A 24,088-nucleotide genomic window follows, 5' to 3' on the forward strand; every position below is an offset into this window, starting at 1 on the left:
CGGAGCACGAATCAGGCGATACGCGTACCCCTCGCCAGACGGTGTGCCGGAGTCCGGAGCGAACGCCAGCCGAGCCACATCAGCAGCGCTGCCAGCACGAGCTGCAGGCCAAGGCCCAATGGCCACAGCGGCGTGGCTTGAGCAAGGTATCGCGGCTTTACCTCCCCGTTGGCGCAGGGGTAGGTTCCTTCCGGGCCCGCCATGGCATACCTGGCGCCCTGGCTGACGTTCTCGATCGCCCCAACAGCCGTGAAACCCTGCTGGCCGGTTCGGTCAGGGTACGGGATAGCGTCAGCCACCACCACGTAAGGATTCATGGCCAGCAGCCAGGCCACCCGCTCGGTGCGCACAGCGCTCTGCTCCTGCAAGGGCCCTGAGCAGGTGTAATCAGGTTCCGCCGTCCCGTTGCGGAGGGGCTCGTACTGCCGGTACTGGGCCTGGTTCGCCATGATCGTTCCTTGGGTGAGGCCCGTGACAAGCCCAAAGGCGATCAGTGTGCCGACGGCCAGCCCCGCCACTGCCAAATAAGTAACCACGATAGAGAACAGCGGCCGGCCGGCAAGAGCGGAAATGCCCACGCCGATTGCACAGACAACACCCACCTCAAGCGCCAGCATCAGCAGGGCCACCAGCACATGGCCTGCGGTCATCCCACCCAGCGCCACTCCGATCACCAGGAACGGGGTGCTTGCCACCAGGAAGGCCAGCGCTGCAGCCCATGCTGCAAAAAATTTGCCCCACAGAATTTGGCCTGGCCGCAGCAGCGTCACCTGGAGGATGGCCAGGGTGCCGCCTGCCCGGTCCCCATTCACCGCGTTGGCAGAAAGTGCCGGAGCAACAAGCAACGCAAACAGCAGGACAAAGGCGAGGACCACCTCGAAAATCATGGAGCCCGGCCCCGGTTCGGGTGCCGGGACCGAGCCCGGGAACTCCCTTTGGGCCGCCTGTGAGGCGTTCCAGCTGGCCCACGTCAGCCAGGTCACCAGCCCTGTGAGGACAAACCAGATGGCCAGCATGATGAACCAGCCGCGGGACCGCAACCGCTGCTTGAGCTCCAGGACCACGACGTCCCTGACCCCGGGCAGGTAACCGCCAATTCCCCTGCCGCTGACGGTGTGCTGCAGGTTTTCTGTCGCGTGGCTCATTGCCGCTCCCCTTCGAGGCTCATGTACGTCTCTTCCAGTGCCCCGGAAGCGGGGGCGAAGGAATTGACTCCGACGCCGGCGAGCACCAGGTCGCGCAGCAGCCGCTCGGCGTCGTTATCGCTTGCCAGCGTCAGGCTGAGGCCCGGCCGCCGCCCGTTTTCGTGGCGGAAGGCCACGCCCAGCGCGGTGAGCCCGGCTGCCAGCGCGGCTGTATCTGAGGCGCTGACTGCGTACCGGCGGCCGGCGGCCGCGGCTTCTTCGGTGGTTTGATGCCGGACGGTACGGCCCTTGTTGACGAACACCGCTGCGTCGGCGATTTCATCCAGTTCGCTGAGCACGTGGGACGAGACCACCACGGCTTTGCCCTCCGCCGCGAGTTGCCTCAACATGATCCTCAGTTCCACGCGGGAACCCGGGTCCAATCCCGAGGCGGGCTCGTCGAGCAGGAGGACGGACGGGTCATGTATCAGGGCCCGCGCCAGGCTGAGCCGTTGCTGCTGCCCCCGGGACAGCACCCGGGCCGGCTGGTCCGCGAGGCCATCCAGCCGCACACTTCGAAGCATGTCAGAGACCCTCTGCGCTATGCCTTGTGCCGGGAGCCGGTAGAAGCGGGCCATTTGGGTGAGGATCTCCCGGGCGGTCAGCGACTCCCACACTCCCAGGGTGTCCGGCATCCAGCCGAGCCGGCTGCGCACTTCCGCCCGGTGCCGGCTCGGATCAAGCCCGCCCACGCTGATACTGCCCTCATCCGGTGCGAGCAGTGACGCCAGCATCAGCAGCAGCGTTGTTTTGCCTGCCCCGTTCGGTCCGATCAAGGCCGTCACCTTCCCGGCGGGTGCATGGAAATCCATGTGCTCGACGGCGCGCACCGCGCCGAAGCTGCGACTCACGGCACGGGCCGTAATGCCATCGTTGGGTTCCGGCCCGTCCGCATCAGGTAGTTCAGAAATCATGGCCATGTGTTGCACACCTGTCCCCCACAGTATTTTGTTGCATTGTGACAGTCTGAGCGTACGCCCGAGGGGCTTCGGCGCAGGTCCTCCCGGGGGCTGAGATTCGGTCACAATTCAACGCCCGGCCAAGCGCGGCGATAAACTGAAACGAGAAGTCGCGCCAACAGCGGCGTTAGTTTTCCAGCGTCTGGGCCAACAGCTTTGCGGCTGCCTGGCCGGACCCCAATTGATCCAGTGAAGGTATGCGCATGAGTACGCCCACTACCGAAGTGCACAACGCAACCCAGCCTCAGGAGCTGGCCGTCGGCGGTGCCGTAACCAAGCAGCTCATCGTGCAGAAGTTCGGCGGCTCTTCTGTCGCGGACGCCGACGGCATCAAGCGGGTCGCCAAACGCGTCGTGGACGCCCAGGTAGCGGGCAACGAAGTGGTTGTGGTGGTCTCGGCCATGGGTGACACCACCGATGAACTGCTGGACCTTGCGGGCCAAGTGACGGACTCAGCCCCCGCCCGCGAAATGGATATGTTGCTGTCAGCCGGCGAGCGCATCTCGATGGCGCTCCTGGCCATGGCCATCAATAAGCTCGGTGCCTCCGCCCAGTCCTTCACCGGTTCCCAGGCCGGGATGATCACTGACGGCATCCACGGCAAGGCCAGGATTATCGACGTCGATCCCCACCGCATCCGCACCGCCCTGGACAAGGGCAATATCGCCATCGTGGCGGGCTTTCAGGGCATGAGCCGGGCCACCAACGAGATCACCACCCTGGGGCGCGGCGGCTCGGACACTACCGCGGTAGCGCTGGCAGCAGCGCTTGAGGCGGACGTCTGCGAGATCTACACGGACGTGGACGGCATTTACACGGCGGATCCGCGCGTGGTCCCCTCAGCCCAGAAGATCGACACGATTTCCAGCGAGGAAATGCTCGAACTCGCAGCTTCGGGAGCCAAGATCCTGCACCTCCGCTGCGTGGAGTACGCCCGCAGGTTTGGCGTGCCGCTGCACGTCCGCTCGTCATTCAGCCAGCACGAAGGCACCTGGGTCATCCCCAGTGCCGAAGACAAGATCACCACACAAGAGGGAGTTGCCTTGGAGCAGCCAATCATCTCCGGCGTCGCACACGACCGTTCCGAAGCCAAGGTCACCGTTGTTGGTGTTCCGGACATCCCGGGCAAGGCGGCCGCGATCTTCCAGGTCATCGCCGATGCCCACTCGAACATTGACATGATCGTGCAGAACGTCTCCACCCACGGCACCGGCCGGACTGATATCTCCTTCACCCTGCCCATCGTGGAAGGAGCCGACGCCTTGGCGGCCCTGCATGCGGCCCAGGACCAGATCGGTTTCGAAACCATCGAGTACAACGAGCAGATTGGCAAGCTCTCCCTGATTGGCGCGGGCATGCGTTCCCACCCGGGCGTCTCCGCAACCTTCTTCAAAGCGCTTTCGGACGCAGGGATCAATATCAACATGATCTCCACATCGGAAATCCGCATCTCGGTTGTAACCCACGCCGATTTCCTGGACGAGGCCGTGCGGGTCATCCACCGGGCCTTTGAGCTCGACAGCGACAACGAAGCCACCGTGTACGGCGGGACCGGCCGCTAAACGGCGCCTAAAACATAAAAGTATGCACTGGCAGGGAACCTGCTTCCTGCCAGTGCATACTTTTATATCCAGGGAGTACGCGCCATGATCCCGCTGGCGTCACGTCTCCTTTTCAAGGTCTTCCCGCCGAACGGCGTAGTGGTGGCCGGCCGAATCGGTTTCCACCACAAAATGCGTGAGCTCCTCCTCCGAGGCCTGCTCAAACTCGTCATGCTTGTGCACCACCGGCAAACTGGAGTCGAGGCGGGCGGCCGGTCCAAAGAAGAAGCGAAGCCGTTCGGTCGCGTTCATAAACCCGCTAAGTACATGTGCCACTGTTTTCCACCCCCTTTCCGCGTGCAGGGAAAGAAGAGCCAGTCCAAAAGGCCACTGCTCCTTACGGAGCCAGTGCCCTTATTTTACGCCCGGGTGCTGGAAAAGGCTCCGCAGCCCAGGTGTCAGCGGAGGGACTTGTCGTCCGGATTCCGCGGCACTACATAGGTGCTTCCATCCGGGCGTGTGACGGTTTCCCACTGCTGCGTTTCAGCTTCACGCTGGGCCAGGAGCCGGCGGTTTTCCTCCGTCATGTCATGAAGGAGCGATGAGCGGTTCGCAGGCCCGAAAATGGCGCGCAACTTGCCGGTGGCCCGCATAAACCGCTGCGACGCGTTGTCCTTGCCTGCTGAACTGGCCTTACCCATGAACCGGCTCCTTCCGCGAACCATGACTCCTGATTGGAGTGTACGCTAATGATTAGCGCTAACAATTGGAGGCCCTGATGACCACCGCATCCAGCACTTCCACCTCCACCGGCAAAACGCCTGCCGGCAGGAAAAGCCCGGAGGACAATGACCTGCTGCTTGAACACCAGCTCTGCTTCGCCCTGACCGTTGCTTCCCGCAGCGTGGTGGGAGCGTACAAACCGGTGCTTGAGAAACTGAACCTCACCCACCCGCAATACCTGGTGATGCTGTGCCTTTGGGAGTCCAGCCCGCGCACGGTGCGGAATATCAGCGAGGCCCTGGCGCAGGAGCCGGCCACCATTTCACCCTTGCTGCGGCGCCTTGAAGCAGCGGGCCTGATCTCCCGACGCCGTGTGGACGGCAACGAGCGCTCGCTCGCCGTCGGCCTCACTTCCGCAGGCGCTGCCCTCCGGCAGGAGGCACTCAACGTCCCCGGCACCATGATGGACCGCCTGGGACTGACCCGAAGCCAGGTCAGTGAGCTGCATGCTGCCATGACCGGCCTCATTGCAGCCACATCCCAGGCCCGGCAGGCTTAGCCGGGGGCCGGGACGGCGGCAGTAGGATGGAATCATGACGGACAGGCCACGAGGCGGGCCCAGCGTGCACTCTGGGGGATTGGCGCAGTTGATGCCATCGGCGGTTTTACCGCTCCCGCTGCGGTCCGGGAGCCACGCCTACTTCCGCATCGCGGCCTTGCTGCTCGCCGCTGTACTGCTGCCCGGCTGCACCCCCAACGAGGGCGGGGGAACTCCTTCAGGCAGCACCTCCCCATCGCCGACCGCTTCCGCCTCCTCCCCTGCACAGCAGGCCACACCGGCGCCTACGGAAAGCCTCGACCCGGACGCCGAGTCTTCCGTGCCGGCACCGGCGCCCGAGCCCGCCCCGCCGGCATCAGGCCCCGGCCAGGGCAACGCCGAACTGGCCATCGTCTACAAGTCTTCAGCCGGCGAACCGGAAATCCACTACACGCTCGTCTGCCTTGGGGGCGCGCCCGATGCTGAAAGCGAGCACCCCGCTGCGGATGCCGCCTGCGCAGCCCTTCAGGAAAATGCGGCCCTGTTGAATGCCGCGCCGCAACGGGCTGACCAGGCCTGCACTGAACAGTACGGCGGGCCGCAGGAAGCCACCGTCACCGGCGTCGTGGATGGAGTCCCTGTTGATGCTGCCTTTGCCCGCACCAACGGTTGCGAGATCAGCGCCTGGGATGCCGCGAAAGATGTACTTGGTGCAGCCGGTGGAGCAGCTTAGGGTCCTGGCGGCGGACGAGTGGCGGGCCCGCGAGGAAGCCCACCAGCAGCACGTCAGCCGCTATGCGGATCCCTATCTTGCCCGCCGCTCCGCGGGGCAAAAGCATCCGGTGGAGGACTTCCTTTTCACCTACTACACGCAAAAACCCGGCCAGCTCCGCCGCTGGCACCCAGGCGCCGGCGTCGTTCTGGCGGGCCCGGAAGCGGCAGCGCGACGCGGGTGGAAGCACTACCGGATGCTCGACGACGGTGAGCTGGCCTTCCTCAGGTTGCCGCCAGGTTCCACCGCGGTCACCATGGACCGGGACACCTTTGTCACAGACCGCAGGGACGCCGTCGCCTTCGCCGGCATCATCCTGCGTGGAACGGCTGCCCGCCCCGCCCAGTTCGGCTGCTTCGGGCTCCATGAATGGGCGATGGTCTACCACCAGGACCGGTTCGACCTGCGCCACGAGTACCTGCAGCTGCGCCTCGGCTCAGCAGGCACGGACAAGGTGGTGGAGGACAACCGCATCCGATGCAGCCACTTCGACGCGTTCCGTTTCTACACCCCGGATGCCGTTCCGTTGAACGAACTGGCGCCCAGCCGGGAAACCCAGCGGCACCTTGAACAGCCCGGTTGCCTTCACGCCAATATGGACCTGTACAAATGGGCGTACAAGCTCCTTCCCGCCCTGCCCAGCGAACTGGTGATGGACTGCTTTGACCTGTCCTGGCGGATCAGGGCCATGGACATGCAGGCCTCCCCCTATGACCTCACCGAGTGGGGCTACCCTGCCATTCCCATCGAAACCTCCCAGGGCAAGGCCGCCTACGTCGAACACCAGCGGTCCTTCGCGGCCGAGGCGGCCGTATTACGGGAAAAGCTGGCCCAGGAACTGGCCGCCTTGTCCGGAGGCGGACCGGAATGATCGATTTGACCATTACGCTGCGGGAGAGCCCCGAGGCCGGCGGGCACGAGTTCCGCTTGGTGGCCGAGGCCGGGCACCCCTTGGCCGGAAGCACTCTGCCGGACCCCGCCGCTGCCTTGGCCGCAGTGGAACGGTACGGCGAGGACATCTTCTTCCCGAAGCCCGGGCCCCCCAAGCTGTGCACGCAGCAGTACGGCGGGCCGCAGGTCGCAGTGGTGATAGGAACATTTCACGGACGCGCTGTGGAGGCGGTCTTCACCAGGACCGACGGCTGCGAAATCACCCGCTGGAAGACAATGGCCCCTCTGCTCGGTAACACGGCGGGAGCCGCCGGCGCCATCTAGCGCATCGTCCCGCAGCCAGCCAGGGCTGCAACAACAGGATCCCCGGACGGTTCAACCACCCGGGGATCCTGTTCCATAATTGTCGGCTGCTAGCCGGCGGGAACTGCGTCCGCGAGAGCCACCCGCGGTGCCCCGGCAGGAGCGGCGGAGGCGGCGCCCACCTGGACGTTCACCCAGGTGCGGATGCCGTTTTCGCCCAGGCTGAGGCGCGACAGGTAAGCCCCTTCGGACAAGCCCGTCCAGGACAGTGTGGCCGCCGTGGCAGTACCGTTGGGAGCCACGATCGGGTTCGGTTCAACCGTGAGGTTACCCGCGTCCCCGGCAAACGTGACCGCCTGCACGGAGGCGCTGGCCGCCCCGTTGTCCGGTGTGGAGTAAAGGTTGGCCACGATGTAGTAAACGCCGGACCGCGGCGATTCGAGGTCCAGGAACTCGCTGGCCGAAGCCGTCGCCACCTGTGTTGCCGTCCAACCGCCAGCGGCATTGGGCGCGTAAACCACCATGTCCCAGTCCACGTCATCCGATTGCGCCTGGACGCCCAGTCTGGCGAATGAGGCGCCTGCGGGAACGGTCACCTGGAGCAGGGCATTGTGCGCATCATTTGCCGGTGCGTACTCCCCCGGGGTCTTGGTGATGGCCGTCTGGCTCAGGGGCGCCAAACCTTCAATTCCTACCTTGATGGGGTTATCCGAACCGGACACCAGTTCTATGGTGCCGCTGCCATCACCCGTGGCCGAGCTGAAGGAGAACGACGGGGCGATTTGTGCGTCGACCGGCCGGATGGCGATGGGAGAGCTGACCGTGCGCGGGCCCTTCCAGGTCAGGGTACCGGTGCTGAATTTGCCGACCGGAGCGCTGACGTTCCTGATGGTAAGTGTGACCTCGCGTGTCTGGCCTGCCTTGGCGAAGTTCAACGACTTCGGCTCCACCTGGACGCTGAACCCGGGCGTATTGACCTCCGGACGGTACATCCCGGGTACCAGTGCGGTGAGCTGTCGCTTGACCTGGACTTCGCCCACCAGGCTGCCGAGCGCGATGGACGGCAGGTTCAGGTCGCGTGCTGCAATGGTGCCGGCCTGCGGTGCTCCGGTGTCCACGCCCTGACCGTTGAGGAAGCCGAGCCAGTCCTTGACGCCTGAGTTGTAGACCAGGCCCGGATCCAGGACACGGGTTGAGTCAATGTGGCCTGCGCCGCCCTGGAACGGATCGGTGTTGGCCGAACCGTCAGCGTTCACCAGCGGGTAGGCGGTGGTCATCATGGCTGACTTGACCATGGCAGGGCTCCACTTGGGCTGCTTGCTGAGCACCAGCGCACCGAAGCCGGCGATGTGCGGCGCGGCCATGGAAGTGCCGGACATGAACCCGAACTGGTCACCGTTGTTGCCGATGGTGGAAACACCGGCAAGGACGTTGACGCCTGGCGCAGCGATGTCGGGCTTCAGCAGGTCACCGCCGGAAGCAAGGGTTGGCCCGCGGGACGAGAAGCCGGCGATCTGCGGCGCCGGGGCAGGCGGTTCACCGGTGAGATCACCCTTGACAAGGCTGACGGTCAGCGCAGAATTGGCTTCCAGCTTGGATTTCAGTTCCAGGCTCTTGGGAGCGTTGACGTGGACCGTGGGGATCACGTGGTTGTCCGCGTCTTCGGAGCTGCTGGTGACGTTCACGAGGATCATCCCGACGCCGCCCTTGGCCTGTACTTCCTGGCTCTTGGCCGTCCTGTCCACAACGCCGCGGTCGCAGACCACTACTTTTCCGGCCACTTTGGCTGCGTCGAGCGAACCGGGGCCGCAGAGGTTTGGGTTGGCGGCACCGGCTGCTGCCGCAGCAGCGGCAACGACGACGGGTTTGTCTGCTACCTCAGACTTCATGATCGACGCTCCGCGGTACAGCGAGCCGTCGGAGACCTTCACCGTGCCAAGCAGGTCGCTCGGGAAGGTGGAGGCGGCAACCGTGGTAAGCCAGGGTGACGCATGGTTGACCGTGGAGGCTGCAGGGCCGGAGTTGCCGGCGGAAGCGGAAACAAAAACACCTGCAGCCGCAGCGTTGAGGAAGGCCAGCGCCACGGGATCGGTGGTGCTGTTGTTGTTGCCCGATATCGAGTAGTTCAGGACATCCACACCGTCTTTGATGGCGGCTTCCACGGCCTCAACTGAAGCGGAGGAGTAGCAGCCGCCGGTATTGGGGTTGGTGTCCTCCCAGCAGACCTTGTAAACAGAGACCTTTGCGGCGGGGGCAACACCGGAGCTCCTGCCGAATGTGCTGCCGTCGATTACCTGCTCCACGTTCGCGTTGCCGGCTGCGGTGGTGGCGGTGTGGGTGCCGTGGCTCCCGACGTCGACCGGCGAGATCAGCTCTTCCGGCGCGCGGTTCTCCGGCGCCACATACTGAAGGAAGGAATCGGCAAAGTACCTGGCGCCAATCACCTTTGAGTTGCACAGGGAGCCGTCGAATGAGGCCCCCGTCCCCTGCCCCTTCTGGCATTCGGCTTTGAAAGTGGTGCCGTCTGCCTTGAGCATGGCGATCCGGCCGTCGGCGGTGCGGTAGGGCACGCCAACCTGCGCGGGACCGCTCAGGGACTGGACCGGCTCGCCTTGGAGGAACGGGTTGTCCGGGGCGTAACCGGAGTCGATGACCCCTACCACCACGCCCTTGCCGGCGTTGGCTTCCCCGCCGAATTGCTTGGCCCAGACACCGTCGGGGCCGGTCAGCCTGAGGAAGTCCGTGGTGGTGTAGTCAGGGGCGTTTTCCGTGTCCGGCGCGACCGCCAGGACACGCTTATCCCGGGACAGCTCCATAGCCTGGGCAGCTGTCAGTTCGGCACTGAAGCCGTTCAGGGCAGCGGTGAACTGCTTTCCGGGAGTGATGCCCTGGCTGGCAGCGACCTCCCGCTGCTGCTTGCGCAGATGGGCGTCATAGGCCTTGTAGTTGGGGCTTTCGGCATCCAGCTTCCTGCCGTCCTGCGGCCTGGTTGCGCCCAGCCCGGGGGTTTCGCCGTCGTAACCCGCAGCCGCCGCACCAGCAAGGACAACGATGTAGCGACCGTCCCTGAACTCCGCGGGATCGGCCTTTTTGGCAGTGATTGCCAGATCCTGTCCGGCCGGCGCCGCGGTGGCGGGGCTTATGGCCATCGAGGTCAGGAGAACGGGCAGGCCCACGGCAAGCGCCGCGGCCTTCCGGAATCCCCCGGCCCGCATGGGGCTCTTTCCAGTTGATATCACTCGCAACCCTTTCACGATGTACCGCCCCGGCCGGATGGGGGGCAGAAACTACGGCCTGGCATGCGAAATTACAGGTTTTGTCATTTCGTTCGACCAGACGATTCATAGAGTACAGACTGATAGCTGAATATGACATAGAACACATGCATGAATTTATCGCCAGTCAAACGGCTTGCCCACAGAGGGGGACGGCATGGAAAAGGGCACCCCGCAGGGCGCCCTTTCATGCGTGGACGGAAGGCGCTGCTGCGCTGCTACCGGGGCGTGCGCACCACGTCGCTGATCCACTGCCGGGTCTTTTCATCCAGCGGTCCCGCAACCCGGTTTTCCCGGGCAAGCCGATCGGCCTTGATCTTTTGGAGAACCATGCGCCCCAGCCCGGCAAATACTGCAGCGGCAACCACGGGCAACAGGACGGATTTCGGTTTCTCAGCCATTCCGTAATCCTAGTGACACCGTAGGGTCAACTCCAGATCTCCGCTGCAAACCGGCGCCGGCCACCCCTTCTGCGGGAGCTCCAGGGCAGGTCGCGGCCCTAAATCCCCCGAATACAGGTTGGCCCCTTCCGGCCGGTAGAATGGACTGGCAAGCTCGCGGAGCGCCCGTCCACAAGGTTGAACACGTGTGTCCTCAACACTTCGGTACGGCGTGAGACGGCACCACTCCGCTGCGCCCTTACCCAAGCTCACGCACAGGAGTTACCGGATGCCCCGGATCGTTGTTGACGTCATGCCCAAGCCCGAGATTCTGGACCCGCAGGGGAAGGCTATCGTCGGCGCCCTCCCCCGGCTGGGTTTCACCAGCTTCAGCTCTGTCCGCCAGGGCAAGCGTTTTGAACTGACGGTCGACGGCGAGGTGACCGAGGACATCCTGGCCCAGGCGCGCGATGCCGCTGAAACCCTGCTGTCCAACCCTGTGATCGAGGATGTCGTCAACGTCGAGGTCGTTGAGGCCTGACATGACTGAACTTCCCCTGATCGGCGGGGCACCCGCCGTTGACGCCTCCGGTGCCCGTCGGCTCGCTGGCGCCCGGATCGGCGTCGTCACCTTCCCCGGGACACTTGATGACCGCGACGCCGCCCGTGCCGTCCGGCTCGCCGGCGGCACCGCCGTTGGGCTCTGGCACGCCGACACCGAACTCGGTGACGTGGACGCCGTCGTGATTCCCGGCGGGTTCTCCTATGGTGACTACCTCCGTGCCGGCGCCATTGCACGTTTCGCGCCCCTGATGTCCAAAATCATCGACGCCGCCAACAGCGATGCCAAGCTTCCCGTGCTCGGCATCTGCAACGGCTTCCAGATCCTCACCGAATCGCACCTGCTGCCGGGTTCAATGATCAAGAACGACCACCTGAAGTTCATGTGCCGCGACCAGGTCCTGCGCGTGGAAAACAGCAACACCGCCTGGACCCTGGACTACCAGGCGGGCCAGGAGATCACTGTGCCGCTGAAGAACCAGGACGGCCAGTACCTCGCGGACGACAAAACCTTGGACGCGCTGGAGGCAGAGGGCCGCGTGGTGTTCCGCTACGTCGGCTTCAACCCGAACGGTTCCCGCCGCGACATCGCCGGCATCTCCAACACAGCCGGCAACGTGGTGGGCCTCATGCCGCACCCCGAGCACGCCGTGGAGGCAGGGTTCGGCCCAGAATCGCTGGACGGCGTGGGCGGGTCCGACACCGACGGCCTGGGTTTCTTCACCTCCGTACTGACCAAGATTGTGGGAGGCGACAAGTGAGCATCGACACCACCAAAAAGTTCAACATCGACACCGTCGAGAACGCCGCGAAAACTCCGGACACTGAGCTGCCCTGGGCCGAATTGGGCCTCAAGCAGAACGAGTTTGACGAGATCGTCAAGGTCCTGGGCCGGCGCCCCACCGGCGCCGAGCTGGCCATGTACTCCGTCATGTGGAGCGAGCACTGCTCTTACAAATCCTCCAAAAACCACCTGCGCCAGTTCGGCGAGAAGGTGACCCCGGAGATGAAGAAGGACATGCTGGTGGGCATCGGCGAAAACGCCGGCGTGACCAACCTTGGGGACGGCTGGGCCGTGACCTTCAAGATCGAATCGCACAACTCGCCGTCGTTCGTTGAGCCTTACCAGGGCGCCGCGACCGGCATCGGCGGCATCGTCCGCGACATTATTTCCATGGGCGCCCGCCCGGTTGCCGTTATGGATCCCCTCCGTTTCGGTGCCATCGACCACCCGGACACGGCACGCGTGATGCACGGCGCAGTGGCCGGCATCGGCGGCTACGGCAACTCCCTCGGCCTGCCGAACATCGGTGGCGAAATGGTGTTCGACTCGGTATACCAGGGCAACCCGCTGGTCAACGCCCTCGCAGTGGGCGTCATGCGCCACGAGGACATCCGCCTGGCCAACGCCTCCGGCAAGGGCAACAAAGTGGTCCTGTTCGGCGCCCGCACCGGCGGTGACGGCATCGGCGGCGCCTCCGTGCTGGCCTCCGAATCCTTTGACGACACCAAGCCCTCCAAGCGTCCGGCCGTGCAGGTGGGTGACCCCTTCGCTGAGAAGGTCCTGATCGAGTGCTGCCTGGAGCTGTTCAAGGGCTCCCTCGTGGAAGGCATCCAGGACCTCGGCGCCGCCGGCATCTCCTGCGCTACTTCCGAGCTGGCCTCAAATGGCGACGGCGGCATGGCCGTTGAGCTGACCTCCGTGCTGCTGCGCGACCCCACGCTGACTCCGGGCGAAATCCTGATGTCCGAGTCGCAGGAGCGCATGATGGCCGTGGTCACTCCGGAGAACGTGGAAGCGTTCGAAGTGGTCATGGACAAGTGGGCTGTGGAGTACGCCTGGCTGGGCGAGGTGACGGACAGCGGCCGCCTCATCATCACCTGGGAAGGCGAGGTGATTGTCGACGTCGATCCCCGCACCGTGGCACACGACGGACCGGTTTACGACCGCCCGTTCGCCCGTCCCGAGTGGCAGGACGCCGTGCAGACTGACGCCTTCACCGGTTCCGTACAGGACGCCGGCAGGCCGTCCGCCCCGGCCGAACTGGCTAAGGCCGTCACCGAGCTGGTGGCATCGCCCAACATGTGCTCGAAGTCCTGGATCACCAACCAGTACGACCGCTACGTTGGCGGCAACACCTCCATGGCGTTCCCTGACGACGCCGGTGTGGTCCGGGTAGACGAGGAAACCGGTTTGGGCGTGGCCCTGGCCACTGACGCCAACGGCCGCTATACCTACCTAGATCCCTACCATGGTGCACAGTTGGCGCTGGCGGAGGCCTACCGGAACGTCGCAACCTCCGGCGCGGTCCCGATGGCCGTCAGCGACTGCCTGAATTTCGGCTCGCCGGAGGACCCGGACGTCATGTGGCAGCTCGCCGAAGCCATCCGCGGCCTGTCCGACGCCTGCATGGTGCTGGGCATCCCGGTCACCGGCGGCAACGTCTCCCTGTACAACCAGACCGGCACCACGCCGATCCACCCCTCCCCCGTGGTGGCAGTCCTGGGCAAGCTCGACGACGTCGCCCGCCGCACGCCGTCAGGGTGGCGGGAAGACGGCCAGGCCATTTACCTGCTGGGCACCACCGCTGCGGAGCTGGACGGCTCCGAATGGGCGAACATGCGCGGCCACCTGGGCGGCCTGCCTCCCAAGGTGGACCTCGACGCCGAACGCGCGCTGGGCGAAATCCTGATCAACGCCTCGCGCGACGGCATGATCGACTCCGCCCACGATCTCTCCGAGGGCGGCCTCGCCGCAGCCCTGGTGGAGTCCTCGCTGCGCTACGGCGTTGGCGCCCGGATCGCCCTCCAGGACGTTCTGGACCGCGACGGCGTGGACCTGTTCACGGCGCTCTTCTCCGAGTCCCAGGGCCGCGCTGTTGTGGGCGTCCCCCGGTCGGAGGAAGTCCGCTTCACCGACATGTGCACCGCCCGCGGCTTCGCGCACACCCGCATCGGCGTGGTGGACGCAGCCAGCGGCACCCTGGAGATCAACGGCGTGGCCGGCCTGTCGCTGGACGCCCTCCGCGAAGCCCACGAGGCCACGCTGCCGAAGCACTTCGGCTAGTACCCACGCCACCGCCGGACACCGCGGTGGTTACGGAAACCAGATGTTCCCCCGTGCGGGAATGGACCTCCGTAACCACCGCGGTTTCCGCTTTAATCGTCCTATGGGCAAGGCGGGAAAGTTCCTCAGCGTCCTTCTGTTGCCGATCCTTGTCCTGGTTGCCGCAGCACCAACACCACGGTCAGGACCCCAAGCCGCGTATCCGCACAGCATGGCTGCCCTCGGGGACTCCATCACGCAGGCCCACAACGCATGCTGTACCCACGGCGACCTACCCGCACTGTCCTGGTCCACCGGCGGCGGCCAGGGTGACGGGATCACCAGCCACTACGAACGGCTGCTCCAACTGACCCCCGGCATCCAGGGAAATACGTTCAACAACGCCGTCAGCGGGGCGAAGGTTTCCGACCTGCCCCGGCAGGCGGCGGCCGCCGTGGCACAGCAGGTCGAGTATGTAACGATCCTGATGGGCGCCAACGACTTGTGCGCGTCATCAGTGGACAACATGACGCCGATCGAAGACTTCAGGACACGCGTCGCCGAGGCGCTGACCATCTTGGACCAGGCGCGGCCGCGCCCGCAGGTGGCAGTCAGCAGCATTCCCAACATCTACCAGTTGTGGAGTGTCCTGCATGGCGAACCGGCAGCAGCGTCTGCCTGGACCGCAGGACGGACATGCCAGTCGATGCTGGCGGATTCCAACACTGAGGAGATGCGCAGCCAGGTAGTGAAACGGGAACTCGCGTTCAACGCCGTCCTCGCTGAGGTTTGCGGGCACTACACGAACTGCCGGAGCGACGGCGGCGCGGTCTACAACTACAACTTCAGCGCCGCCGACATCAGCGTGCGGGACTACTTCCACCCGAGCCTCCGGGGGCAGGCCGTACTGGCGGAGATCACATGGAACGCAGCCTCGGAACGGCGGTAATCAGTCCTCGCTGTGGTGTTCCCGCTGCCTTGCGCTGAGCAGTTCGATTTCGGGCCGCCCCGCAACAAGGCGTTCGACGGCGTCAAGCACCTCCACGAGGTGCGCCCGGTCCGCTGCCACCAGGCCTGCCCCCACCTGGGAGCGCCGGTACTGGTCGTGAAACCCCACCTCGGCGACGGAGACGTCGTACCGGCGCTTGATTTCAGCGAGCAGGGGCCTGATGACGGAGCGCTTCTCCTTCAGGCTTTGGACGTCGCCCAGGAGAATGTCGAATTCGATCCAGCCGATCCACATGGCTTCAGCCTAGCGAAATACGCCCATACGGCTAGATGGTGAGCTCACCCATCCGGTCCCAGCCTTCGCCGTCGAGCTGCCGGCTGATAATGCGCGGAGTCTCGGCAAGGGCTTGGGGCATATCAGCCATGGCCTGCTTGAAGTGGACGCTGTTGACATGGTCTCCTGCGGCGTCGTCCTTGAAGGCCTCCACCAGGACGTACTCGTTCGGGTCCTCCAGGCTGCGGGACCAGTCAAACCATAGATTGCCGGGCTCCTGCCGGGTGGCCTCGGTGAAGCCGGCCACCAGGGCGGGCCAGCGCTCCGACCATTCGGGCTTGACCTTGAACTTAACGACGATAAAAATCACGGGGACATTCCTTCCGCAGCGAGTTGGCGTGCCCCTTCAATGTACCGGGAAGTAACGTGCCGCTGCGCTGCACGGGTGACCGGTGCGCCCACCGCGTAAAACCAACTGCCGGGTTTGCTGAAGGCCCGGATTCGAAGCACAACTCCGGCATCTGCGTTGATCTCCACTTCGAACGATTCTTCACCCCGGGCAGGATGGCCACGCAGGGCGCCGTATCCGAATCCTGCCGATTGCGGAATGCCCGCCGGCAGGGGTTCCCGGACCCACACCACTTCGCACGGCGCGTTCAACCGGAAGGGTCCCACACCGAAACCGCTCACCACCCGCGCACCAGGCACCACACGCGGTGAATCCGTGCGGACGCGCAGGCCGGCCCGCCGCTGCAGCTCCCACGACAGGATGCCGGCGGCGACCTGCCGGTACACATCCAGGCCGCTGCCGAGAGGAACCTCCTTCAGTACTATGGCGTAGCCTTCCGGCGCCGCGCCGTGCTCTGTTCCCCCGACGCAGGGGTAGTCGAGGCCGCCGCGGTTCATACCGCCGCCTGCCGTGCGCCTGGATCTCAAGGGCTGCCGCCTCCGGCACCTGCAAGCCGCGCCCACCCCAGCTGCTCCTGCTGTTTCCTGCTGAGCCCTGCCACCACCAGGTCGTAGGAGTCCTCCACCATGTCCCTGACCATGGCGTCCGGCAGCCGGCCATCCAGGCGGACGCCGTTCCAGTGCACCTTGTTCATGTGCCACGCCCCGGTGATTTCGGGATGCGCTGCGCGGAGTTGGACAGCCAAAGCCGGGTCGCACTTGAGGTTCACGTAAAGGTCGTCTGCGTCGAGCGACGACAAGGCAAAGAGCTTGGCCCCACGGCGGGCGCCGCCGGCAACGTCTGCCCGGACCTTGAACACGGCGGTCTCCGGCCCGAAGGGGTAATCCTCGTACGCGCCCGGGAACGAGAGGCAGATCTTTCTGAGTGCAGCGGGGTCCATGCAGGAAGCCTATAAAGCCGGCTCCTCCGGTGCTAGTCTGCCAGGATGTCACACGATGAGGCTGCCATTCCTGTTCTGGACCTGGGCACGGCTCGGCAGGCGGACGGCTCCTTCAACCCGGACTTCATCGAGCAGCTGCGGCACGCGACGCACAGCGTAGGCTTCTTCCAGATCACCGGGTACGGCGCGGCGCCCGGCCAGCCCGAACACCTCCTGGACGTGATCCGGCGGTTCTTTTCACTGCCGCTGGAGGAGAGGATGAGGCTGGACAACCGGCTCTCACCCCATTTCCGCGGTTACACCCGCATGGGCACCGAGGTAACCCAGGGTCGGGCGGACGCCCGCGAGCAGATCGACTACTCCCCGGAGCGCGAACCGGTTCCGGACTACCCGCCGGACAAACCCTACTGGCTGCTTCAAGGCCCGAATCTCTGGCCCGGTGACTCTTTTCCGGAGCTCGAGCCGGCGGCCATGGAATGGGCTGAACTGATGTCCGCGGTGGGAATGGAGCTGCTCCGGGCCATCGCCGTGTCCCTGCACCTGCCGGAGGACTATTTTGACGAGCCATTCCGGGGTTCTCCCGCCTGGATGGGCAAGCTGGTCCACTACGTAGGCGGAGTAGTGGAAGCCGCGGGTAACCAGGGCGTGGGTTCACACGCGGACTACGGCTTCGTCACCCTCCTGCTGCAGGACAGTGTGGGCGGGCTTGAGGTGCTGCCGCCCGGGGCCACTGAGTGGGCGCAGGTGGAGCCTATTCCGGGAGCACTTGTGGTGAACCTGGGCGAGATGCTGGAGGTAGCCACGGAAGGCTACCTGGTGGCCACCATCCACCGGGTACAGGCACCGCCTCCTGGCGTCGACAGGTATTCCGTCCCGTTTTTTTGGTCCCCCCGGCTGGATGCGGTGATCGGAACCGTTCCCCTGCCGCCCGAGCTGAAGGCTGAAGCGAGGGGCATCTCCGACGACCCCGCCAACCCGCTCCTGGCGTCGTTCGGGATGAACATGCTCAAAGGCAGGATGCGCGCCCACCCCGACGTCACCGGGCGGCACTACCCGGAGCTTCTGAAGGGCTGAAGCGCCGGCCCGTCAAAGGTTGTATTTCCAGGCCTGCTGGGCGGGACAGGTGTCCATCACTACGTCGAGACCGGCAGCTCTGGCACGCTCGGCAGCATCCTCGTCGATGACCCCGAGTTGCAGCCACACCGCCTTCGCACCCACGGCAATCGCCTGGTCCACCACCTCCCCCACCTTCTGGGAGTTCACGAAGCAGTCCACGACGTCGATGGGGCGCTTTTCAGCCGGAATGTCAGCCAGGCTGCGGTAGCCTTCTTCCCCGTGCACAGGCTCCCCCGGCAGGTTGACCGGGATGATCTCCATACCCAGGCGGTCCCGGATGAACAGCGACGTATCGTAGGCGGCACGCCATTCATTAGTGGTGAGGCCGACGATGGCCCACCGTCCTTTGGTTCGCATCAGGCGTTCGACGACGGCCGGATCATTTTTGTGCGCCATGCGCCTAGCCTACGTGGCCGGGAAGACATGCGGTGCCAGCGGGCCGTGCCGTGGGTTCAACGGGCGATTGCCGTGGTCCAGCGGGGCTTGCTCCCCTGCCGGTGGAGTCCCTTTGCCAGCACGAAGGTGTGCCCGGCACGTACGCGCCGGTCTTCGCAGCCAGCCTTGGCCGCTGCCGCAGCAACAGGGGCGCCCTCCACCAGCTCATGAGCCGCAGCGGGTGCCGCACCCGGTGCCGGACGCGCGACAAATCCGGCAGGGCAAAGGTCCGTGACCAACCCTGTGCCGGCGCACTCCCGGACTGCGGCAATTCCGGCAGCGAGGGCCGCCTTGTCCTGGAAGGGGCCGGAGACTGCCATCACTTCGCCATCCGGCGCCAACAGCCGGAACCTGAAGTACGACTCCGGATCAAGAAAAGCTTCGAACTTTCCAGCCATCACGAATCCTTCCGTTTTGTGTGTCCTGCCCTGCCTGCAGGTCTGGAGGGCGGCGTCGTCGGCGCCCCGCCGGTCCGGGCGCATGGTCGGCCCTTCGTCGGCGGCTCTGGCCAAAAATGGGTGAACAGGTCACCGGCTGTACCAAAGAGTCTCACCGCTGCGCCTGCGGCGCGGCTAGACCGGCCGCGTAAACCTTGTGTAAATTGCCGGGGCGGCCAAACGACGGCGGCGGGCCACCTTCATAAGGTGGCCCGCCGCAAGTACGTGCTGAAGTGTTAGTCGTTGATCAGATCGTTGACCACAATGGTCTGGTCCCGGTCCGGACCAACACCGATGGCGGAGAACCGGGTGCCGGACAACTTCTCCAAGGCCAGCACGTAGTTGCGTGCGTTTTCCGGCAGGTCCGCGAGGGTGCGTGCACCGGTGATGTCCTCGGTCCAGCCCTCGAAGTATTCGAAGATCGGCACGGCGTGGTGGAACTCCGTCTGCGTCATGGGCATCTCATCGTGGCGCACGCCATCCACGTCGTAGGCCACGCACACCGGGATCTGCTCAATGCCGGTGAGTACGTCCAGCTTGGTGACGAAGTAGTCCGTGAAGCCGTTGACGCGGGAGGCATGGCGGGCCAGGACGGCGTCGTACCAGCCGCAGCGGCGCGGCCGTCCGGTGTTGACACCGAATTCACCGCCGGTCTTCTGCAGGTACAAGCCCATGTCGTCGAACAGCTCGGTGGGGAACGGGCCGGCACCAACGCGGGTGGTGTACGCCTTGATGATGCCGATGGAGCGGGAAATGCGGGTAGGGCCAATGCCCGAACCCACGGAGGCGCCGCCGGCGGTGGGGTTCGATGAGGTAACGAACGGGTAGGTGCCGTGGTCCACGTCCAGGAACGTTGCCTGGCCGCCTTCCATCAGGACCACCTTGCCCTCGTCAAGGGCGGTGTTCAGGACCAGGGTGCTGTCGATGACCAGGGGCCGGAGCCGTTCGGCGAAGGACAGGAAGTACTCAACGATCTCGTCCACCAGCACGCCGCGGCGGTTGTAGACCTTGACCAGAAGTTCGTTCTTCTGCCGCAGCGAACCTTCCACCTTCTGGCGCAGGATCGACTCGTCGAAAACGTCCTGGACCCGGATACCCAGGCGGGCCACCTTGTCCATATAGGCAGGCCCGATGCCGCGCCCCGTGGTTCCGATGGCACGGCTTCCCAGGAAGCGTTCCGTCACCTTGTCCAGCACCTGGTGGTACGGGGCGACGAGGTGCGCGTTGGCAGAGACGCGAAGCTTGGAGGTGTCGGCGCCGCGGGCTTGGAGGCCTTCGATCTCCTGGAAGAGTGCCTCTAGGTTGACCACGCAGCCATTGCCGATGATGGGTACTGCGTTGGGGCTAAGGATGCCTGCCGGAAGCAGCTTGAGCTCGTATTTTTCACCGCCTACGACGACGGTGTGCCCGGCGTTGTTGCCGCCGTTGGGTTTGACAACGTAGTCAACACGGCCGCCCAGCAGGTCGGTCGCCTTGCCTTTTCCTTCGTCGCCCCATTGGGCTCCTACGATCACAATTGCTGGCATGGGATCCTCCCCCATTCGTTCGGGCTGCCCCTGCCCGGCCAAAGGTGGCGGGCCTGGTGCAGCGCCGTTCATGAGAACGCCCCGAATTGACCGGCCTTCGCTGGTCTGCGCGGCAGCACAGCGACGCAAGAGTTCCGGGGCTCTTACCACCCAAGTTTAGCCGATCAGGGACTTTGTCCACTCGTTGGGCTGCTGCGGTCCTTCTTGCCGGGTAACGGACCCGGTGGGAAGGACCGCAGCAGGTTGTCAGCGGTGACGCTATTCGTCGTCGGCTTCCTCACCCGGACGGGAAGTCTGGGTGGCGAGGCTGTCCCAGAAGGAAGTGTCGGCGTCGGCAATGGATCCGTCCGCTATCGCGGCGGCGGTGGCGGTCAGGGTGGTGACCGTCTGCTTGATCAGGTAGCCGTTGCTGCGGAGCCCCAGGGCGTAGCCATCGAGGTAGTGGTCGGACATTCCGCGCATTTCAAAGAGCAGGGTGGCGATGTCGTATTCCACGGCGATGCCGTTGCGGCTGATGGTTTCGGCGCTGCCGCCCACGTACTTGCCGAGGTGTCCCCAGCCAGTGGAGTCGACGTTCTCGAAAACGACCGCGCCCAGCTGCTTGGACTTCTCGACGACTGCCGGATCGGCGTTCGGTGTGGTGGGGTACAGGATGGACCCGGACACCAGTTCGCCGTCGCGCTGGCTTCGGGTGCCCTGGTGGTGCAGGTCGATCATGTAGTCGATCTTGTGCTTGCGCATCACGTTGTTATGCAGCGCCTGGGTTTCCGGCTGGACTTTGGCTACATGGTCCCGGTTGAGATCCACCTCTTCGGCGTTGTACCGCGTCATGTTGCGGTCGCCTTTCGCCAAGTAGTCGTCCAGCGGGAAGTTCACGTCTCCCATGGCGCCGTCCGCGTTGAGCATCGGCACAATGAGGATGTTCACGCCGTCGAGAATGTCCCCGGACTTTCCGGTGCCCAGGTGCTTGACGAATTCCAGGGCGCCTTCGGTGGTGAGCTGTTCGTTGCCGTGCTGCTGCGTCAGGTACAGGATGGTGGGCTTGGCCGGGTCCGAGATGTATTTGACCAGGTGGATGTCCCGGCCTTTTACGGTCTGGCCGATGACCTCCAGTTCCATGGCCGGCTGGCGGGCGTCCTGGTCTTTCAGGAAAGACACCATCTGGTCATAAGAGGCCAGCTTCGATGTGGTGATCTGGCCGTTGCCGTCGTAGTTGGGGCCTTCGCCCACGGCGAGGGCCGGGGCTGGTGCGGCCACAACGGCCAGGGCAAGGGCTCCCGTAACGGCCAGGGTCTTGAAGGTTGCCAGGGTTTTTTTCACGGTGCGGTACCTCTTTCGAGTGCTTTGGGTGTGACAGTTCGCCGTGTCACCCATCACAGGCTGTGACAGAAGCCAACCAACCTGAACGAACGGTGTCAATGGACATAACAGGAATGCGCAGCCAGTTATTACGTTTTGTAAGCGACACCGTCCAATCCTGTTCCGACACAATCCGAAGCGAACTTGCTCCCCGGGAGGCCGCTGGCTTTGAGTGGGAGGGAACCATCCGGAGCGGCCGAGAGACCTGGATCGTTGACGCCGCAGCAACCTCAAAGTGCAGGCCCGTCCTGCCTGCGAAGGTGCTACTGCCAGGACCGATGGAAGGAAATTTCAGCATGACCTTGAACACAGACCATATCCGCGTCACGCACGCAGGTTCCTTGCCCCGGACTCCTGAGCTGATCGCTGCCAATGCCGCACGCGAGGAAAACCCTGCCGACGTCGAGGGCTACAACGAACTCCTCACCGCTTCCGTGGTCGATTTGGTCCAGCGCCAGCAAAGCCTCGGCGTCGATATCCCTAACGACGGCGAGTACGGGCACGCCATGTCCGCTTCCGTTGACTACGGCGCCTGGTGGTCCTACTCCTTCGCGCGTATGGGCGGGCTGGAACTGGACAATGACGCCAAGTGGGCCGTTGAAGCGAAGGAATCGACGCCCGGCAACGTCCAGTTGACCGGCTTCCTCCACCGCCGGGACCGCGCCCTCTTTTCCGAGGCCTACAGCGATCCCACCAGCGGCATCTTCACGGGCGGCCCCAAGCCGTTCCCGAAGGTCACCGGACCACTCGTGTACACCGGACAGGACGCCGTCGCCTCCGACATCGCCAACCTGAAGGCCGGCCTTGCGGCTGCCGGACTCAAGGACGGCTTTGTAGCTGCACTCTCCCCCGGCAGCGCCTCGCGCATCACCAACGAGTACTACGCCACGGAGGAGGAGTACATCTACGCCTGCGCCGATGCGCTCCGCGAAGAGTACAAAGCCATCGTCGACGCCGGCCTCATCCTGCAGATCGACGACCCCTCCATCGCCGAGAACTGGGACCAGATCAGCCCCGAGCCGAGCGTGGCGGACTATCTGAAGTTCACGCAGATCCGCGTCGAGGCGCTCAACTACGCCCTCCGCGGCCTCCCCGAGGAACAGGTCCGCTTCCACCTCTGCTGGGGGTCCTGGCACGGCCCGCACACTACGGACCTTCCCCTTGCGGACCTGGTGGACACCATGCTCCGGATCAACGCCGGCGGTTACTCGTTCGAGGCCGCGAACGTGCGCCACGAACACGAGTGGCGCGTCTGGGAGGACACTGCGCTTCCCGAGGGCAAGGTCATCATCCCGGGCATCGTTTCCCACGCCACGAACGTAGTGGAGCATCCGGACCTCGTGGCCGACCGCATTGTTCGGTTCGCGGAAGTTGTGGGCCGGGAGAACGTGATCGCTTCCACCGACTGCGGCCTGGGTGGAAGGGTCCACCCGCAGATCGCCTTCGCCAAGCTGAAATCACTGGGTGAAGGCGCACGCCGCGCAACCAAGCGGCTTTGGTAAAAGTAAGTCAGACCGAACCCGCCGGTTCCGTGCCCCGTTCAGGACGGGTGCGCGGGACCGGCGTTTCGTTTTGCGGGGCTTGCTAAACTGGGAAAGTCCGACCAGGAATCGGTCCACCCCATTTCAACCACCGCGGATGTAGTGCGCCACCGTGCGCCCATTTTCCGTGGTGGCAGCAACACCAATCCCCGCAGGAGACCCAGCACTACATGACAGCCCTGGCACCCGAATCCTTTCATGACCAACTTCTGAGCCGCCGCTACGAACCCAATGTCGCAGCGGTCAACGAACTGTGCGATTCCCTTCAGGCGGCCAAGCCTGGCATGGCAGTGCCCTACGTGGACCCCATGCACGACGTCGATGAGTGCCGCATCATCAGCCTGTACTCGAACATCGGCGAGGCGGACAACTCCGGCTTCATCACTGCCGGGGACCACGATGCCGCTACCCGCATGCTCGGCATCCAGTGGAAGCTGGGCCTGCGGCCGGAGTTCGTGATGCCGTGGAACGTCCACCCGTGGCACATGCCCGGCGAGGCCAACGGCAAGTTCACCCCGGACCAGATCTCTGCCGGCCTCAAGCCGCTCCTGAAGTTCCTTGCGCTGGTTCCCCGCGCGTCCGTGATCGTGGCGCACGGCACCGAGGCCAACCGCCTGGCCAACCTGCTGCTGAAGACTGAAGTTCCGCTGCTCTGGCGCCGCGGCCTGAAGACGTACAAGGTGCGGTCCCTCAGCGGCCGTGCTTTCGCCGGTTCGCCGGCGCGACAGGAGGAGTACCTCGAGGACATGCGCGTCGCCTATGCGGACGCAATGGCGCGCACAGGCCTGGCAAAGGCGTAGCCCGGAGTTTCTGGAACGACGACGGCGGGGGGGGGGCGGGTCTGGGGGGGGGAGGGGGGAGGGGGGGGTTTTTTTTTCGTCCTCTGGTGTGGTTTTTTTCTTTCGGGTTGAGGCCTTTGGGGGGATTTTT

At 64.8% G+C, this 24,088-nt stretch carries 26 protein-coding genes; 12 read left to right on the plus strand and 14 right to left on the minus strand.

Annotated elements, in window-relative coordinates:
- Positions 1-11: 11 nt before the first annotated feature.
- Positions 12-1,145, minus strand: a complete 1,134-nt coding sequence (locus tag AC5RT4_RS12745; RefSeq protein ID WP_494105971.1) for an ABC transporter permease — start codon at positions 1,143-1,145, stop codon at positions 12-14.
- Entirely contained in the window at positions 1,142-2,104 is a 963-nt protein-coding gene (locus AC5RT4_RS12750; protein WP_494105972.1) for an ABC transporter ATP-binding protein, read from the minus strand. Before AC5RT4_RS12750 ends, AC5RT4_RS12745 begins: the two co-directional genes overlap by 4 nt.
- Positions 2,105-2,346: 242 nt before the next feature.
- On the opposite strand from AC5RT4_RS12750, the gene AC5RT4_RS12755 reads away from it, so the two are divergent.
- Positions 2,347-3,705 (plus strand): aspartate kinase, encoded by a 1,359-nt coding sequence (locus AC5RT4_RS12755; RefSeq protein WP_494105973.1) that lies wholly within the window; start codon positions 2,347-2,349, stop codon positions 3,703-3,705.
- A gap of 99 nt (positions 3,706-3,804) precedes the next feature.
- On the opposite strand, the gene AC5RT4_RS12760 is transcribed toward AC5RT4_RS12755, so the two are convergent.
- Both AC5RT4_RS12760 and AC5RT4_RS12765 read right to left on the minus strand, forming a co-directional pair.
- Positions 3,805-4,020, minus strand: coding sequence for a hypothetical protein (locus tag AC5RT4_RS12760; RefSeq protein WP_494040648.1), 216 nt, complete (start codon positions 4,018-4,020; stop codon positions 3,805-3,807).
- A gap of 122 nt (positions 4,021-4,142) precedes the next feature.
- Entirely contained in the window at positions 4,143-4,385 is a 243-nt protein-coding gene (locus tag AC5RT4_RS12765; protein ID WP_494040647.1) for a hypothetical protein, read from the minus strand.
- A gap of 77 nt (positions 4,386-4,462) precedes the next feature.
- Between AC5RT4_RS12765 and AC5RT4_RS12770 the strand changes: the two genes are divergently transcribed.
- Genes AC5RT4_RS12770 through AC5RT4_RS12785 form a run of 4 tightly spaced genes read left to right on the plus strand, consistent with a single transcriptional unit; the run spans position 4,463 to position 6,932 of the window.
- A complete protein-coding gene (locus AC5RT4_RS12770; RefSeq protein ID WP_494105974.1) occupies positions 4,463-4,966 on the plus strand; it encodes a MarR family winged helix-turn-helix transcriptional regulator in 504 nt (167 codons plus the stop codon).
- 34 nt (positions 4,967-5,000) lie between these two features.
- A complete protein-coding gene (locus AC5RT4_RS12775) occupies positions 5,001-5,678 on the plus strand; it encodes an SSI family serine proteinase inhibitor (RefSeq protein WP_494105975.1) in 678 nt (225 codons plus the stop codon).
- Entirely contained in the window at positions 5,647-6,588 is a 942-nt protein-coding gene (locus tag AC5RT4_RS12780) for a 3-methyladenine DNA glycosylase (RefSeq protein ID WP_494105976.1), read from the plus strand. Before AC5RT4_RS12775 ends, AC5RT4_RS12780 begins: the two co-directional genes overlap by 32 nt.
- Positions 6,585-6,932 (plus strand): serine protease inhibitor, encoded by a 348-nt coding sequence (locus tag AC5RT4_RS12785; protein ID WP_494105977.1) that lies wholly within the window; start codon positions 6,585-6,587, stop codon positions 6,930-6,932. The genes AC5RT4_RS12780 and AC5RT4_RS12785 overlap by 4 nt, the downstream gene beginning before the upstream one ends.
- 89 nt (positions 6,933-7,021) lie before the next feature.
- On the opposite strand, the gene AC5RT4_RS12790 is transcribed toward AC5RT4_RS12785, so the two are convergent.
- Entirely contained in the window at positions 7,022-10,126 is a 3,105-nt protein-coding gene (locus tag AC5RT4_RS12790) for a S8 family serine peptidase (protein WP_494105987.1), read from the minus strand.
- A 278-nt stretch (positions 10,127-10,404) separates the two neighbouring features.
- A complete protein-coding gene (locus tag AC5RT4_RS12795) occupies positions 10,405-10,587 on the minus strand; it encodes a hypothetical protein (RefSeq protein WP_494040642.1) in 183 nt (60 codons plus the stop codon).
- Between the two features lie 268 nt (positions 10,588-10,855).
- Between AC5RT4_RS12795 and purS the strand changes: the two genes are divergently transcribed.
- The 4 genes from purS (at position 10,856) to AC5RT4_RS12815 (ending at position 15,122) form a co-directional block, all read left to right on the plus strand.
- Positions 10,856-11,107, plus strand: a complete 252-nt coding sequence (purS, locus tag AC5RT4_RS12800; RefSeq protein ID WP_003798434.1) for a phosphoribosylformylglycinamidine synthase subunit PurS — start codon at positions 10,856-10,858, stop codon at positions 11,105-11,107.
- Position 11,108: 1 nt separating this feature from the next.
- On the plus strand, positions 11,109-11,888 hold the full coding sequence (gene purQ, locus AC5RT4_RS12805) for a phosphoribosylformylglycinamidine synthase subunit PurQ (RefSeq protein WP_494040641.1): 780 nt from the start codon (positions 11,109-11,111) through the stop codon (positions 11,886-11,888).
- Positions 11,885-14,194, plus strand: coding sequence for a phosphoribosylformylglycinamidine synthase subunit PurL (purL, locus tag AC5RT4_RS12810; protein WP_494105978.1), 2,310 nt, complete (start codon positions 11,885-11,887; stop codon positions 14,192-14,194). Before purQ ends, purL begins: the two co-directional genes overlap by 4 nt.
- Positions 14,195-14,297: 103 nt before the next feature.
- Complete coding sequence (locus AC5RT4_RS12815; RefSeq protein ID WP_494105979.1) at positions 14,298-15,122, plus strand: SGNH/GDSL hydrolase family protein; 825 nt, start codon at positions 14,298-14,300, stop codon at positions 15,120-15,122.
- Here the strand turns inward: AC5RT4_RS12815 and AC5RT4_RS12820 are convergent, their stop codons facing one another.
- From AC5RT4_RS12820 to AC5RT4_RS12835, 4 genes are read right to left on the minus strand one after another with little or no spacing between them, the layout of a single operon-like run.
- Complete coding sequence (locus AC5RT4_RS12820; protein WP_494040638.1) at positions 15,123-15,416, minus strand: DUF503 domain-containing protein; 294 nt, start codon at positions 15,414-15,416, stop codon at positions 15,123-15,125. It lies immediately after the preceding gene.
- A gap of 31 nt (positions 15,417-15,447) precedes the next feature.
- Positions 15,448-15,765 carry a putative quinol monooxygenase gene (locus tag AC5RT4_RS12825; protein WP_494105980.1) on the minus strand — a complete coding sequence of 106 codons (318 nt, stop codon included), beginning with the start codon at positions 15,763-15,765 and terminating at the stop codon, positions 15,448-15,450.
- Positions 15,762-16,301, minus strand: coding sequence for a DUF1990 domain-containing protein (locus AC5RT4_RS12830; RefSeq protein ID WP_494105981.1), 540 nt, complete (start codon positions 16,299-16,301; stop codon positions 15,762-15,764). Before AC5RT4_RS12830 ends, AC5RT4_RS12825 begins: the two co-directional genes overlap by 4 nt.
- 26 nt (positions 16,302-16,327) lie before the next feature.
- A complete protein-coding gene (locus AC5RT4_RS12835; RefSeq protein ID WP_494040635.1) occupies positions 16,328-16,744 on the minus strand; it encodes an MmcQ/YjbR family DNA-binding protein in 417 nt (138 codons plus the stop codon).
- 45 nt (positions 16,745-16,789) lie between these two features.
- On the opposite strand from AC5RT4_RS12835, the gene AC5RT4_RS12840 reads away from it, so the two are divergent.
- Positions 16,790-17,818 (plus strand): isopenicillin N synthase family dioxygenase, encoded by a 1,029-nt coding sequence (locus AC5RT4_RS12840; protein ID WP_494105982.1) that lies wholly within the window; start codon positions 16,790-16,792, stop codon positions 17,816-17,818.
- 12 nt (positions 17,819-17,830) lie between these two features.
- Here AC5RT4_RS12840 and AC5RT4_RS12845 read toward each other — a convergent pair whose 3' ends face one another.
- The 4 genes from AC5RT4_RS12845 to AC5RT4_RS12860 form a co-directional block, all read right to left on the minus strand.
- Positions 17,831-18,256 (minus strand): CoA-binding protein, encoded by a 426-nt coding sequence (locus AC5RT4_RS12845; protein WP_494040633.1) that lies wholly within the window; start codon positions 18,254-18,256, stop codon positions 17,831-17,833.
- Positions 18,257-18,312: 56 nt separating this feature from the next.
- Positions 18,313-18,693: a YegP family protein gene (locus AC5RT4_RS12850; protein WP_494105983.1), complete on the minus strand. Its 381-nt coding sequence runs from the start codon at positions 18,691-18,693 to the stop codon at positions 18,313-18,315.
- Positions 18,694-18,968: 275 nt separating this feature from the next.
- Positions 18,969-20,258 carry an adenylosuccinate synthase gene (locus AC5RT4_RS12855; protein ID WP_307096779.1) on the minus strand — a complete coding sequence of 430 codons (1,290 nt, stop codon included), beginning with the start codon at positions 20,256-20,258 and terminating at the stop codon, positions 18,969-18,971.
- Between the two features lie 258 nt (positions 20,259-20,516).
- Positions 20,517-21,578 (minus strand): M14 family zinc carboxypeptidase, encoded by a 1,062-nt coding sequence (locus tag AC5RT4_RS12860; RefSeq protein WP_494105984.1) that lies wholly within the window; start codon positions 21,576-21,578, stop codon positions 20,517-20,519.
- 335 nt (positions 21,579-21,913) lie between these two features.
- Here AC5RT4_RS12860 and AC5RT4_RS12865 point away from each other — a divergent pair, with 335 nt between their 5' ends.
- Positions 21,914-23,119 carry a cobalamin-independent methionine synthase II family protein gene (locus AC5RT4_RS12865; RefSeq protein ID WP_494105985.1) on the plus strand — a complete coding sequence of 402 codons (1,206 nt, stop codon included), beginning with the start codon at positions 21,914-21,916 and terminating at the stop codon, positions 23,117-23,119.
- 209 nt (positions 23,120-23,328) lie between these two features.
- Entirely contained in the window at positions 23,329-23,958 is a 630-nt protein-coding gene (locus tag AC5RT4_RS12870; protein WP_494040629.1) for a uracil-DNA glycosylase family protein, read from the plus strand.
- Positions 23,959-24,088 lie beyond the last annotated feature (130 nt).

This window comes from Arthrobacter sp. sptzw42 (assembly GCF_059089685.1).